Source organism: Gordonia sp. BP-119 (assembly GCF_016924115.1).
GTDB lineage: Bacteria > Actinomycetota > Actinomycetes > Mycobacteriales > Mycobacteriaceae > Gordonia > Gordonia hongkongensis.
This window is the reverse complement of sequence record NZ_JAFFZF010000005.1, coordinates 140,659-153,632: the sequence shown is the minus strand read 5'-3', so window position 1 is coordinate 153,632 and position 12,974 is coordinate 140,659. Positions and strand designations below refer to the sequence as shown.

Annotated in this window: 13 protein-coding genes; 2 read left to right on the top strand and 11 right to left on the bottom strand. The window is 68.7% G+C overall.

The window, feature by feature from the left end; all coding sequences use genetic code 11:
* Positions 1-3 precede the first annotated feature (3 nt).
* From octT to JW364_RS05330, 8 genes are all read right to left on the bottom strand, one after another.
* Positions 4-828 (bottom strand): diglucosylglycerate octanoyltransferase, encoded by an 825-nt coding sequence (octT, locus tag JW364_RS05365; protein WP_205333488.1) that lies wholly within the window; start codon positions 826-828, stop codon positions 4-6.
* A 13-nt stretch (positions 829-841) separates the two neighbouring features.
* Positions 842-1,555 (bottom strand): histidine phosphatase family protein, encoded by a 714-nt coding sequence (locus JW364_RS05360; protein ID WP_205333487.1) that lies wholly within the window; start codon positions 1,553-1,555, stop codon positions 842-844.
* Positions 1,552-1,914 carry a ribosome silencing factor gene (gene rsfS, locus JW364_RS05355; RefSeq protein WP_004023080.1) on the bottom strand — a complete coding sequence of 121 codons (363 nt, stop codon included), beginning with the start codon at positions 1,912-1,914 and terminating at the stop codon, positions 1,552-1,554. The genes JW364_RS05360 and rsfS overlap by 4 nt, the downstream gene beginning before the upstream one ends.
* A 10-nt stretch (positions 1,915-1,924) precedes the next feature.
* Positions 1,925-2,704, bottom strand: a complete 780-nt coding sequence (nadD, locus tag JW364_RS05350) for a nicotinate-nucleotide adenylyltransferase (RefSeq protein ID WP_058252105.1) — start codon at positions 2,702-2,704, stop codon at positions 1,925-1,927.
* A gap of 48 nt (positions 2,705-2,752) precedes the next feature.
* Positions 2,753-4,147: a VWA domain-containing protein gene (locus tag JW364_RS05345; RefSeq protein ID WP_065632726.1), complete on the bottom strand. Its 1,395-nt coding sequence runs from the start codon at positions 4,145-4,147 to the stop codon at positions 2,753-2,755.
* Positions 4,147-5,091 carry a MoxR family ATPase gene (locus tag JW364_RS05340; RefSeq protein WP_171011550.1) on the bottom strand — a complete coding sequence of 315 codons (945 nt, stop codon included), beginning with the start codon at positions 5,089-5,091 and terminating at the stop codon, positions 4,147-4,149. Before JW364_RS05340 ends, JW364_RS05345 begins: the two co-directional genes overlap by 1 nt.
* Positions 5,091-6,386, bottom strand: a complete 1,296-nt coding sequence (locus tag JW364_RS05335) for a glutamate-5-semialdehyde dehydrogenase (protein ID WP_137808986.1) — start codon at positions 6,384-6,386, stop codon at positions 5,091-5,093. The genes JW364_RS05340 and JW364_RS05335 overlap by 1 nt, the downstream gene beginning before the upstream one ends.
* A gap of 105 nt (positions 6,387-6,491) precedes the next feature.
* Positions 6,492-6,758 (bottom strand): metal-sensitive transcriptional regulator, encoded by a 267-nt coding sequence (locus JW364_RS05330; RefSeq protein ID WP_137808987.1) that lies wholly within the window; start codon positions 6,756-6,758, stop codon positions 6,492-6,494.
* A gap of 193 nt (positions 6,759-6,951) precedes the next feature.
* On the opposite strand from JW364_RS05330, the gene JW364_RS05325 reads away from it, so the two are divergent.
* Positions 6,952-7,356: a DUF302 domain-containing protein gene (locus tag JW364_RS05325; protein WP_137808988.1), complete on the top strand. Its 405-nt coding sequence runs from the start codon at positions 6,952-6,954 to the stop codon at positions 7,354-7,356.
* A gap of 37 nt (positions 7,357-7,393) precedes the next feature.
* Positions 7,394-7,999, top strand: coding sequence for a DsbA family protein (locus JW364_RS05320; RefSeq protein WP_137808989.1), 606 nt, complete (start codon positions 7,394-7,396; stop codon positions 7,997-7,999).
* 51 nt (positions 8,000-8,050) lie between these two features.
* Here the strand turns inward: JW364_RS05320 and JW364_RS05315 are convergent, their stop codons facing one another.
* The 3 genes from JW364_RS05315 to JW364_RS05305 all read right to left on the bottom strand — a co-directional run bounded on the left by JW364_RS05315 (position 8,051) and on the right by JW364_RS05305 (position 12,831).
* Complete coding sequence (locus JW364_RS05315; RefSeq protein WP_374100790.1) at positions 8,051-8,815, bottom strand: HNH endonuclease family protein; 765 nt, start codon at positions 8,813-8,815, stop codon at positions 8,051-8,053.
* 123 nt (positions 8,816-8,938) lie between these two features.
* Positions 8,939-11,185, bottom strand: a complete 2,247-nt coding sequence (gene recG / locus JW364_RS05310; RefSeq protein ID WP_205333486.1) for an ATP-dependent DNA helicase RecG — start codon at positions 11,183-11,185, stop codon at positions 8,939-8,941.
* Positions 11,182-12,831: a DAK2 domain-containing protein gene (locus JW364_RS05305; protein ID WP_065632722.1), complete on the bottom strand. Its 1,650-nt coding sequence runs from the start codon at positions 12,829-12,831 to the stop codon at positions 11,182-11,184. The genes recG and JW364_RS05305 overlap by 4 nt, the downstream gene beginning before the upstream one ends.
* Between the last annotated feature and the right edge of the window lie 143 nt (positions 12,832-12,974).

Sequence of the window (12,974 nt, the reverse complement as noted above, 5' to 3'; positions counted from 1 at the left end):
CGTCTACGTTAACGGGTTCACGCGCCGGGCCTCCACGGGCGTCGGGGTCGGGCCCCCGGCGTCGCGGTTCGCGCGCCGCCGGACGGCGTCGACGACCGGGGCGACAACGTCGGCGATGCCCCGATGGCACGAGAAACCCCAGTGGATTCCGTCGGGATTCATCTCGGCGGTGTCGTCGTCGAAGGCGTCCCGGGTGACCGGGTAGAAGTCGACACTCGGTAGGCCGTGGCTCGACGCCCATCGCGACATCGCCGCGGTCGTCGGGATCCGCCCGGCATGGACGTTGCCGTAATACGGGCTGCGGTGGGTGGGCGGCAGGCACACGACGATCGGGAGGTCCGGACGCAACTGGGCGAGCGCCGCGCGGATCTTCTCCAGGTACTCGATCGTGACGTGCGGCGGCAGCGCGAGCGGCCATCCGAGGTGCGACCCCCGCGGTTGTATCCACGCATAGGCCGCGCGTATTCGCTGCCGCAACCCGTTCGGCCTGATGTAGCGGATCTGCTCCCGGAAAGCCGTCGGAAGCGGCGAGGGCAGAGTGTCCATCCCTCCGAATGCGAGCACGACGACGTCGGCGCGGGGCACGGTGGCCCAGATGTTCGGGTCCTGGGTGAGGGCCCACCAGACGTCCCGGCTCGTCCACCCGATCCGGCCGAACAGCCGCACCTCCGAACGCGTCGCAGCGCCCACGAGCATCGGCCAGATCCGAGGGTCATCCGCGGGCAGACCGCCCTGCGGACCGTAGTACGCGAGCGAGTCGGACAACACCAGCACACATCGCTCCCGCGCATCGGCAGCGGATGGACCGGGTCCGGCGGCCTCGGTCATCGGCGGACGTCGCTCACTGCACCGCCGGGTCGGAGTCCTCGGCGGACGCGTTCCACACGTCCAGGCGCCACCGCGGCAGTTCGCCGGGCATGCCGTGCCCCGACAGCTGCACCCAACTCGTGTTCGCGAGCCCCCCGAAGACGGGCCAGTTCTCGACCGGCAGCCCGAGCAGCGCCGCGGTCATCGCCGCGATCACTCCCCCGTGGGCCACCAGCACCACCGGCGCCTCCGGGTTGTCGCCGACGCCCCACTCCGGCAACAGCTCGATCAACTCGTCGACCAGGGGGGTGGAGCGGCGGGCAACGTCGACGCGGCTCTCCCCACCCGGCGGCGTCCAGGTCGCGTCATCGCGCCAGACGGCGCGCGCGCCCGGCATCGCGGCATCGACGTCTAGGTGCGTCAGACCCTGCCACTCACCGAGGTGTGTCTCCCGTAGGCGTACGTCGGTGGTCACCGGCAGACCGGTTCGTTGTGCGAGCGCCTCGGCGGTGTCGCGGGCCCGCCGCAGATCCGACGATAAGATGACCACCGGTTGCCGCTTGGCGAGCTCGACCGCCGCCGAACCAGCTTGCCGGACACCGAGTTCGGACAAGTCGGTGTCGATCTGGCCTTGCATCCGACTCGCCGCGTTGTACTCGGTCTGCCCGTGCCGCAACAGGATCAGGCGCCGCACCACCGGGGTGAGACGTTCGACGGCGGTGTCGTGTGAGTCGGGACCGCCACTCACGACAGCCCGTCCACCTCGACCACCGGGCAGTCCTTCCACAGACTCTCCAGCGCGTAGAAGCGTCGTTCGTCGGTGTGCTGGATGTGCACCACGATGTCGGCGTAATCGAGCAGTGCCCAACGACCTTCGCGCGTGCCCTCGCGCCGCAGCGGCTTGTGGCCGGCCTCCCGCAGCTTCTCCTCGACCTCGTCGACGATCGAGTTCACCTGACGCTCGTTGTCGGCGGAGGCGATCACGAAGGCGTCGGTGATCACCAACTGCTCCGACACGTCGATCACCGTCACCTCATGGGCGAGCTTCTCGGCCGCGGCCAGGGCGGCCACCTTGGCCATCTCCAGCGCTTCAGCTGACGCAGTCACACTTGTCCTCTCATTCGGTCACGGCCTGTTCGCCCAGGGCGCGGCCCGACCCGTCGGTATCGCCCTGCAACTCCCCGGGAGGAATTTCCTCGGGCGGGAGCCGCTCGGGGCGGTTGGCCCCCGGAAGCGCCGGGGCGGAGACACCGGGCGACGACGCCCGGGGCGCACGATACAGCTTCCGCTTGGCGATGTACTGCACGACGCCGTCGGGCACCAGGTACCAGACGGGCCGACCCTGCAACGCGCGCGTCCGGCACTCGGTGGACGAGATCGCCAGCGCCGGGATCTCCAGCAGATGCAGGGTGTCGGCGGGCATGGCCTCGAGATGGTGGGCCAGGTGCGTGGCGTCGAGCTCGTACCCCGGGCGGCTCACGCCGACGAATCGGGCGAGGCCGAACAGCTCCTCCCAGTCCTGCCACGACAGGATGGATTCCAGCGCGTCGGCACCGGTGATGAAGTACAGCTGGGCTTCCGGAAGCAGCGCTCGCAGGTCGCGGAGCGTGTCCACGGTGTAGGTGTCGCCGTCGCGGTCGATGTCGACACGACTGACGCTGAACTGCGGATTCGACGCGGTCGCGATGACCGTCATGAGGTAGCGGTCCTCCGGCGGGCTCACCGTCGTCGCCTCGCCGATCTTCTGCCAGGGACGGCCGGTCGGGACGAAGATCACCTCGTCCAGCGAGAACCGGTGGGCGACCTCGCTGGCCGCGACGAGGTGCCCGTTGTGGATCGGGTCGAACGTGCCGCCCATCACGCCGATACGGCGCGCACGCGGGCGGTCGGGTGACATGGACGGTCAGTCTACGCGTCGAGCACTGATGCGAATCGGCAGCGCTGGTCAGATCGGCAGGAGGTCGGCGATGACCGTGCCCAGTTGTGTGGCGTTCCGGCATTCGAACATGTCGATCACGTCCGCGTAATCGGTCGCGACCGAGTCACCCGTGCCCCAGTGCTGCTTGGCCTCCGGGTTGAGCCAGTAGGCGTGCCGGGCCCGTTCCACCAGTTCGGCCAGCGCGTCGGCGTGCGGATCGTGATAGTTGTTCCGCCCGTCCCCCAGGATCAGCAACGCACCCCGGTGGGTCAGCGTATCGCCGTAGTCGGCGACGAACCCGGCCAGCATGTTGCCGTAGTCCGAGTGACCGTCGCGGGTGGAGATCCGCGCGGTGGAGATCATGTGGTGCATCGCCGCACCGAAATCCTCTTCGCCGTGGTCGAAGTAATCGGTCACCTCGTCGACGGTGTCGACGAAGGCGAACACCCGCACCTTCGAGAACTGTTGCCGCAGTGCATACACCAAGCGCAACGTGAACTGACTGAACCCGGCCACCGACCCCGAGACGTCGCAGATGATGATGAGTTCGGGCCGCCCCGGTCGGGGCTTGCGGTGACTGAGTTCGATGGGCACCCCACCCGTGGACATCGAGGCGCGCAGCGTCTTCCGGACGTCGACCGCGCCGCGGTGAGCGCGCCGTCGCCTCGTCTCGAGCTTCGCGGCCAGCAATCTTGCCAGCGGCTCGATGGTCTTGCGGATCTCCACCTGTTCTTTGGCACCCGCCGACAGGAAGTTGACGTTCTCGGGTAGCGGGGGCACCGCGTAGGCGCCGACCTTCTCGCGGCCATTGCGGTCGGCCATGCGCCGCTGGGTCTCTCGCTCGATCGCCGCACGCAGATCATTGGCCTTCTGGCGCGCCGCCTGCCGGTAGAGCGGTTCCGTACCGGCCCGCCCGCCGTCCCCGTCGCCATCACCGGCCATGGCCGCCGCGATCTTCGCGATCAGTGTCTGCGGACTCACCGCGGTGATGGCCTGATAGGCCGAGAACGCCTCGCCCCGAGTCGATCCGTAACGCCCCAACTCGTCGACGATCATCGCGATGGCCTGGTCGAGCCGGCCGTCGTTCGCCGACGCGTCGTCGGCGAGCATCTCCGCCAGCGCGTCCCGGACCGCCTCGACATCGAGCTCGCCGTCGGGGGTGCGCGGAAGATCCTCGGTCACGGTGCGCATTCCGGCGCCGACCGGGAACCACAGGTCGAAGACCCGGTCGAACACACCGCGATGGGCGTGATCGACGAGCAGTGTCGTCGCGAGCCCCTCGCGTAGACGGGGGCGTTCGAGGAGGTCGAGGACCTCCATGGCACTCGCCGCATCGATCAGCGCCGACGGCCCGACCACGATCCCGCGACGACGCAACTCGTCGACGAAATCGGTGAGGTGCGCGACGAGCGGAGCCGTCATCAGCCCAGCTTGAGTTCTTTGAGAGCCGTCTTGAGGTCCGGCCGGTGCTTCAGCACGACACCGAGGGTCCGTGCGATGAGTCCGTCGTCGAATCCGCCACCGCTCTTGGCCGTGGCCTTCTCCCCGGCTCCCAGCGCCAACAGGGTGTTCGCCCAGTCGATCGTCTCGGCCACCGACGGCTTCTTGCGGATGTCGAGTGTGCGTAGGACACCGACGATCCGCACCAGCTCGGCGCTGAGCGAATCCGACAGGTTCGGCACCCGCGACGCGAGGATCTCCTTCTCGCGCTCGGCATCCGGGAAGTCGATGTAGAGGTACAGACAACGACGCTTGAGTGCCTCGGACAGCTCGCGGGTCGCGTTCGATGTCAGCAAGACGATCGGACGACGCTGAGCGGCAACGGTTCCCATCTCCGGGATGGTGATCGCGAAATCGCTGAGCACTTCCAGCAGCAGCCCCTCCATGTCGACGTCGGCCTTGTCGACCTCGTCGATGAGGAGCACGGTGGCACCCTCGCGCGAGATCGCCTTGAGCAGCGGCCGCGGCAGGAGGAACTCGTCGGAGAAGATGTCGGCCTTGGCCTCATCCCACACGCGGTCCCCCGTCGCCTGGATGTGCAGGATCTGCTTGGCGTGATTCCACTCGTACAGCGCGCGGGCCTCGTCGATGCCCTCGTAGCACTGCAGGCGGATGAGTTCGGCATCCGTGGCCGCCGCGATGGACCGGGCGAGTTCGGTCTTGCCGACACCCGCCGGCCCCTCGACCAGCAACGGCTTGCCGAGACGGTCGGCCAGGAAGGTCGAGGTCGCGGTCGCGTCGTCGGCGAGGTAACCCGTCGCGCGAAGGCGACCGACGACGTCGTCGACACCCTCGAACGACGGCACGACGGCCGGGCCCGAGCCGGTGTATCCCGCGGTCCCCGCGTCCGGGGTCGTCGCGCTCATCAGGCGGGCCGCACGTGGCCGTTGCCCCAGACCACCCATTTGGTCGAGGTCAGTTCCGGCAGACCCATCGGGCCGCGGGCATGGAGCTTCTGGGTGGAGATGCCGATCTCGGCGCCGAAGCCGAACTGCTCGCCGTCGGTGAAGGCGGTCGATGCGTTGACCATGACGGCGGCGGCATCCACGCGCCGGGTGAACTCGTCGGCGGCCGCCAGGTCGGTGGTGATGATCGCCTCGGTGTGGCCGGTTCCGTAGGTGTCGATGTGGGCGACCGCGGCGTCGAGCCCGTCGACCACCTTCATCGCGATGTCCATCGACAGGTATTCCATGGACCAGTCGTCCTCGGTGGCCGGCTCCATACCCGGCTCGTCGCCGTGGATGACCACGCCCTGGGTCTGCAGCACCGAGGTGATCCGCGGCAGCGCGTCGGCCGCGACGGCCTTGTCGATGAGCACGGTCTCCGCGGTGTTGCAGACACTCGGCCGGCGGGTCTTGGAGTTGAGGATGACACGCGCCGCGACATCGAGGTCGGCGAGTGCGTGGACGTAGACGTGGCAGTTGCCGACGCCGGTCTCGATCGTCGGGACCGTCGCATTCGACACCACGGCCTCGATGAGGCCCGCGCCGCCACGGGGGATGACCACGTCCACGAGTCCGCGCGCCCGGATGAGCGCGGTCACGCTGGACCGATCGTCGCTGGGCAGCAGCGACACCGCATCCGCGCTGACCCCCTTGGCCGACAGGGTCTCCCGCAGCACGCGCACGAGTTCGGCGTTCGACGACGCGGCCGACGACGAGCCACGCAGCAGCACCGCGTTCCCGGACTTGAAGGAGATCCCGAACGCATCGACGGTGACGTTGGGGCGCGCTTCGTACACGATGCCCACGACCCCCAGGGGCACGCGCAGCTGACGCAGCTGCAGCCCGTTGGGGAGGGTCTTCCCCGCAACCACCTCACCGATCGGGTCGGGGAGCACGGCGACCTGCCGCAGACCGTTGGCGATACCGGCCACGCGCGAGGCGTCGAGCCGCAGCCGGTCGAGCAGGCTCACCTCGATGTCGGCCGCCTCGGCACGTGCGATGTCCTCCGCGTTCGCGGCGAGGATGGTGTCGGTGGCCGCCTCGATGGCGTCGGCCGCGGCGAGCAGGACCTCGTTCTTGCCCGCGGTCGTCAGACCGCTCAGCGAGCGGGACGCCGACTTGGCGGCACGGGCAAGCCCGAGAACGACCTTCTCCGTGTCGGACTTCTCGGTGTCGGACTTCTCGGTGTCGGACTGCTCTGCGGTGGGTGCGCTCATCAACATCCTCGACTTCGGTGGTTCCGGGCGCGACCGCCCGGAAGGTGCCGTTCTCAGAGTAACGCCGCAGGTTCGGAGTCCCCAACGAGATCCACGGTCGGCGCCTCAGGCGAGTGTGAGGAAGAGTTTCTCCAGCTCTGCCTCGGTCAACGGCGGTTGCTCACCGTCAACGGTCTCGATGCACTGCCGCATTCCCGAGGCCACGATCTTGAAGCCGGCGCGGTCGAGCGCGCGGGACACCGCGGCGAGCTGGGTGACGACGTCCTTGCAGTCGCGCCCCGCCTCGATCATCGCGATCACACCGGCGAGTTGCCCCTGAGCTCGGCGTAACCGGTTGAGGACCGCGGCCGTCGTCTCGTCGTCACCGGTCATCACTTCTCCTCCAGTTCGCGGGTGGCGGCACCACGTACGGGCGACCCGAGCGGGTCGGCCGTGGTTTGGCCGGCCACGTAGATCGGTACCCGACATCGGTGTCGGCGACCACGATACCCCCCGGGGTATGGTGGTCCCCGGGTGCAATACCCCAGGGGGTATCTACCGTGCCATCGAACAGAAAGGAATCGCGATGTCTCTCGCTCTGGCCACCACGCTGCCGGTCCCGTTCGCGGAGGCCGTCGAACGAACCCGCACCGCACTCGCCGACCAGGGATTCGGCGTTCTCACCGAGATCGACGTCCAGGCGACGCTCAAGACGAAACTCGACGAGGACATGGAGCCGTACTTGATACTCGGCGCGTGCAATCCGCCGCTGGCGCATCGGGCGCTCGGCGTCCAGCGGCAGATCGGGTTGCTGTTGCCGTGCAACGTCGTCGTCCGCTCCGACCCGGGGAACCCCGACCACACGCTCGTCGAGGCGATGAACCCCGATCTCATGGTCCAGGTCTCGGGCGAACCGGACCTCGAACCGGTCGCACGTGATGCCGCGGTGAAGTTGCGCGCCGCGATCGATTCCCTGACCGCACAGTCCTGAACCCCTTGCACATTCGTCCGAGACCAACGGAGTTCTCATGACCCACTTCGATTTCCACTTCGACCCCGTGTGCCCCTTCGCGTGGGCGGCCTCGCGGTGGCTCATCGACCAGGCGCAGGCACACGATGCCTCCGTCGACTGGCACGTGATGAGTCTGGCCATCCTGAACGAGGACCAGGAGCCGGATTCCGACGAGCAGCGGCAGCAACTCGACACCTCGCGGAGGCTCGGACGTGTGTTGATGGCGGCCGTCGACGAGTCCGGGACCGACTCCCTCGAACCGCTCTACTCGGCGATCGGCCGACGGCTGCACCACGCGGGCGACGAGATGACTCCCGCGACGGTGTCGGAAATCCTCGTCGACACCGGCCTCCCCGCCGGCCTGGCCGAGGCCATGGACGACGAATCGTTCGACGACGCCCTGCGCGCGTCGCATCAACGCGGCCAGGATGCTCTGGGCGAGGCCGGCGGCAGCCCCATCACCGGGATCGACAGCAACCATTTCTTCGGTCCCGTCCTCTCCGACATCCCGACCGGGGACGACGCGGAGGCGCTCTTCTCCGCACTCGTGACCCTCGCCGGCACCGAGGCCTTCGCGCAAATCAAGCGTCCCGCCGACGGTCCGCCGTCCTTCTCGCCGTGATCCCCGGGGCCCGGCCGGAGTCCGCTCCACCCTGTCATCGGCGCCGCGGCGTCACTCACACCGCAGCGCCTCCGACAGGACGCGTCGGGAGGGTTCGTCGATCGCCAATCCGTATGTAGCCGTGACGATCACGAACTGAATCGCGTACTGGCACCAGAATCCACGGGCCGGTGGCATCCAGCGCGCGGGTTCGGAGTCGCTCTTGTCCTGGTTCGAACGCCCGTCGACGGCAACGAGATTGGCGGGGTCGTTCGCGAAGTCCAACCGCCGGTCGGGCGGCCACGCCCACGCTCCCATGTCCCAGGCATACGACAGCGGGACGATGTGGTCGATCTGCACCGCCGACGCGCTCCGATCGCGCCGGAAGACGACGAAGTCGCCGGTGTACGGGCTCCGCAGTTCGCCCGCCAGTACGGCACGCGGACAACTCGACGTCGGGCCGGCTCGGATGTCGTGGAGATCCCGAGCCAGCACGTCGTTACGGGTGTCGCACCCGTTGCCGCCTCCGGGAACGGACCCGGCGTCCGACCAGGCGCTGCCGAACGCGGCCCGGTCGTAATCCTGTCGGTCGGTACGCCCCGCACTGATCGGGATCGAGGCGAGCGACGACGCCGCCTGCCCCGCCATCGCCCGAATCTTCGGGTCGGTGTCGGGACCGGCCCGAAAGGCGTCGACCCCGACGGCGACCACCACCGCCGTGACGACGGCGGCGACGAGCACCGCCCACTGCCGTGGCGACCAGGACGGCGAGTCCCGCGGCGTCCAGCGCATCCATCGGATTCGCATGCGGAGTCGTCGCAGCGTCGGCGAACGCATCACCATGCATTCTCAGACGCACACGGCGACCTTCTGGTTCCGTGTGTCGATCGGCCCGGCACCGGTGTCGCAGAACGTGGCGCCTGGCGCACGACACACGACAACTGGCGCTCGGGGCGTCGGTCAGGACTTGTCGAGGTACGCGATCTTGTTCGGCACGAGGATTCCGTCGACGAGGTCGGCGAGCGGCCGGTGTTCGAGCAGCGTGATGTCCTCGCTCACCACGTCTTCCGCGAGTTCGCGGGCGTCCTCGATGACCTCGACGTCCTCGAGCAGGGACAGGAACCGCAACGACGTGTTGACGCCCGACTGTAGGGACCCGAGCAGATCACCCTCCCGGCGTTGCTCGAGATCGACTCGCGCGAGCTCGAATCCGTCGTTCGAACCGGCCACGGCGCGGAGGCGGTCCATCGACGGCGAGCCGTCCCGGGCATTCGTCATCAGCAGGCACAGGCCCGCATGCCGCCCGCGTCCCACACGACCGCGCAACTGATGCAGCTGGCTCACGCCGAACCGATCGGCGTCGACGATGACCATCGTGGTCGCATTGGGCACGTCGACACCCACCTCGATGACGGTGGTGGACACCAGCACGTCCACCTCGCCCCGACCGAAGGCATCCATGACGGCGTTCTTCTCGTCGGCGGGTAGGCGGCCGTGCAGGAGCTCCACGCGTCGGTGCGCGAACGGGCCGGCGACGAGGGCCTCGTACTGCTCGAGGACCGAGGTCGTCCGCGGGCCCTTCTCCTCGTTGTCGTCGGGCTCGGGTTCGGGCCCGTCGCCGATACGCGAGCACACGACATAGACCTGACGGCCGGCGTCGATCTCCTCGTTTGCGCGCGACCACACCCGTTCGACCCATGAGGATTTCCCGGTGGGCACCACCGACGTGGTGATCGGCTGCCGACCGCGCGGCAGCTCCCGGAGGACCGAGGTCTCGAGGTCACCGAAGGCGGTCATGGCGACGGTCCGCGGGATCGGCGTCGCGGTCATCACGAGGAAATGCGGTATCCGTCCGTCGCGGCCCTTGCCGCGCAACACATCTCGCTGCTCCACGCCGAAGCGGTGCTGTTCGTCGATCACGACGAGTCCGAGGTCGAAGAACTCGACCTTGTCCTCGAGGAGCGCGTGGGTCCCGATCACGATCCCGGCCTGGCCCGTCACCACGTCGAGGAGCGTCTCGCGCCGGCCCTTGGTCTTCATCGAACCCGTCAGCAGCGCGAGGCGCGTCGCGCCGTCGGCCGCGGTCAGTTCGCCCGCCTCGGCGAGGTCGCCCAGCATCGTCTTCATCGTCCGGTAGTGCTGTGCGGCAAGCACTTCCGTCGGGGCCAGGATGGCGCACTGGTACCCGTTGTCGACGACCCGCAGCATTGCCAGCAACGACACGAGTGTCTTCCCGGACCCGACCTCGCCCTGCAACAGCCGCGACATCGGCTGCGCGCGGGCCAGATCCTCGGCGAGCTCCTCCCCCACCTCGACCTGACCGGCGGTCAGGGTGAACGGGAGTCGGTCACGCAACTTGTCCTCGAGACCGCCGGGCACGCGTGGACACGGTGGCGCCGACTCGCTCCGCCCCGCCAACCGGCGCTGCGCCAGCACGGTCTGGATGGCCAGCGCCTCATCGAACTTCAGCCGATGGGCGGCGACCTTCACGTCGTCCTCGGCATCGGGCAGGTGGATCTTGCGGATCGCCTCGTCGGTGCTGACGAGACCCCGCGCGCGGCGTTCGGCTTCGGTGAGTGCGTCGGGAATCGGCGCGCTCTCACTCAGGACCCGGCGGACCGCGCCGAGGATGTCCCAGGTCTGAATGTTCTTGTTGGCCGGGTACATCGGCAGGATGTCGCGGTCGAACATGGTGACCAGGGGGTGATCGCCGCGCTCTCCGGTGATCTGCTCCTCGATCGCGTACATCTCGGTCAGCATCTTGGAACCGACGACGTCCTCGATCTCCGGATCGCCGTCGGGAAGGATCATCCATTCCGGATGCGACAACTGGATCTGGTCGCGGAAGTACTTGACCGCGCCGGCCATCATCACCCGTGCACCGGGTCGGAACAGCCCCTTGAGGCGGTGGGCGTTGAAGAAGCTGGCCTCGTAGACGTCGTTGTCGTCGGTGACCTTCACCTTGAGGAACGACCCTTTGCGGCTCCTCATCTTGATGAGATCGGACTTGGTGATCCGTCCGACGATCGTCAGCCACTCACCCGGTTCGGGCCGCTCCTGGTCGACCACGTGGCCGCGTCGGATGTACCGGCGGGGCGTGTACCGCAACAGCTCCCCGACCGTGTGCACGCCGACGGTGGCGAGCTGTTCGGCGGGCTTGGTCCCCAGGACGTCGGACAGCGAATCCGACAGTGCCAGTTCGGTCACTCCACACCCACCTGGACGAGATCGGTGCGCTGTCCGGTGCGGTACACCGCCAATTCGATGCCGGGGTAGCTGCGCCGCATCTGCTCCGCGACGGCCTCGAGGGCGGCCTCGTCGACCTCGACCCCGGCGAGCACCGTGACGAGCTCGCCTCCGGTGGAGAGCATGAGGTCGACGAGGGCGGTGCACGCCGACGTCTGATCCGGCGCCACGACGAGCACGTCGTCGCCGATCAGCCCCAGCACGTCACCGACCTCGCTCATCCCCGCCAGCGTCATCATCCTCGTGGTCGCCGACTGCAGCGATCCCCAGCGTGCCCCGGCGGCGGCCTCGGCCATCGCGTAGGCGTCGACGTCGGGGACCTCGCTCGGATCGTGCACGGCGAGAGCGGCGAGGCACTGGGTCATCGACGACGTCGGCAGCATCAGGACCGAGCGCTGGGTGGACCGCACCTCGGTGGCGACCGTGACGAGATCCTGCGATGTCAATGCGCCGTTGGCCATGACGACGACGTGCGCGCTGTCGGTGTCGCGGATCGCGCGGCCCAGCTCGTGGGCGGAGAGTCCGTCGTCGGCGCGCAGCACGACCGCACCGGCCTCGCCGAACAGTTCGGCCGCGCCGTCACCGGACACGACGACCACCACCGCCCGTTTGTGCCGGGGCGGCGGCTCAGCCGAATCCGCCTGTGCCCGAATGGCATCGAGAGCGAAGCAAGTGATCCGGACATCCGAGAGCTGCCCGAGGCCCGCGCCGGCCTCGACCGCCGCACCCGGGTGGCAGGTGTGGACGTGTACCGAGAAGCGTTCGCCCTCACCGCTGGAACTGTCGCCGACGATCACCACCGCGTCGCCGAGTTCGTCCAGACGTTCGCGCAGTTCGGCGATCTGCTCGCCGGCCGCACCGTCGAGGAGGTACATGACCTCGAAGTCCTGGTCGCTCCCGTCGAGGCAGCTGTCGTCCGGTCCGTGACCCAGCGTGGTGCTGTCGGTGAGGATGCCCCGGTAACGCCGGCGGCGGTGCGAGACGCCGGTGATGACCTTGACCATGGCGTCCACGATCGCGAGGAAGCCACGCCCGCCCGCGTCCACCACGCCCGCGTTCGCGAGCACCGACAGCTGTTCCGGGGTGCGTTCGAGCGCTTCGGCACAGTCGTCGGCGACGGCGCGCACCTGGTCGGCCGGGGACTCGTGCTCGTGCGCCGCGGCCGATTCGGCGGCGACCCGCACCAGCGTGAGGACCGTACCCTCGCGCGGTTCGCTCACCGCACGGGTCGCCGCGAGCGAACCGAGACGCAGACCCAGCGTCGAGAACTCGGCGAAGGTCAGGGCGTCGGTGTCGCCCAGGATCTCCGCACCGTCCGCGAGTCCGACCAGCACCTGCGAGAGGATGATCCCCGAGTTGCCCCGCGCCTGCGCCACCGCGCCGTCGGCCATCGCGCGGGCGACCTCGGGCAGCGACGCGTCGGGCGGCGTCTTCTCGACCGCCTCGGCCGCGGCCCGCATCGTGAAGAGCATGTTGCTCCCGGTGTCCGAATCGGGGATCGGGAACACGTTGAGGTCGTTGATCTCGCCGCGCAGCGACTCGAGCTGTTCGACCGAGACTCGGGCCCAATCGCGCAGCAACTGCGGGTTGACGGTGCGGGCGATCACACGGTGGCTCTTTCTCGCAGACGCGGCGCGCGACGTACTGTGCTCTCGCGCGCAACGTGACCGGCTGGTGAGGTTGTGGGCAAGGTTACTCGGGGTGTCCGACCGTGCGGCGCGCCCGAGCGGGACCGGGTGGCGGATCGGCT

Bases quoted from the DNA above. Each gene is read 5' to 3' on its own strand.
- octT (WP_205333488.1), bottom strand. From the start codon at position 828: ATGACCGAGGCCGCCGGACCCGGTCCATCCGCTGCCGATGCGCGGGAG.
- JW364_RS05345 (WP_065632726.1), bottom strand. From the start codon at position 4,147: ATGACGGCTCCGCTCGTCGCGCACCTCACCGATTTCGTCGACGAGTTG.
- JW364_RS05330 (WP_137808987.1), bottom strand. From the start codon at position 6,758: ATGACCGGTGACGACGAGACGACGGCCGCGGTCCTCAACCGGTTACGC.
- nadD (WP_058252105.1), bottom strand. From the start codon at position 2,704: ATGTCACCCGACCGCCCGCGTGCGCGCCGTATCGGCGTGATGGGCGGC.
- JW364_RS05325 (WP_137808988.1), top strand. From the start codon at position 6,952: ATGTCTCTCGCTCTGGCCACCACGCTGCCGGTCCCGTTCGCGGAGGCC.
- JW364_RS05340 (WP_171011550.1), bottom strand. From the start codon at position 5,091: ATGAGCGCGACGACCCCGGACGCGGGGACCGCGGGATACACCGGCTCG.
- JW364_RS05320 (WP_137808989.1), top strand. From the start codon at position 7,394: ATGACCCACTTCGATTTCCACTTCGACCCCGTGTGCCCCTTCGCGTGG.
- JW364_RS05315 (WP_374100790.1), bottom strand. From the start codon at position 8,815: ATGCGTTCGCCGACGCTGCGACGACTCCGCATGCGAATCCGATGGATG.
- JW364_RS05335 (WP_137808986.1), bottom strand. From the start codon at position 6,386: ATGAGCGCACCCACCGCAGAGCAGTCCGACACCGAGAAGTCCGACACC.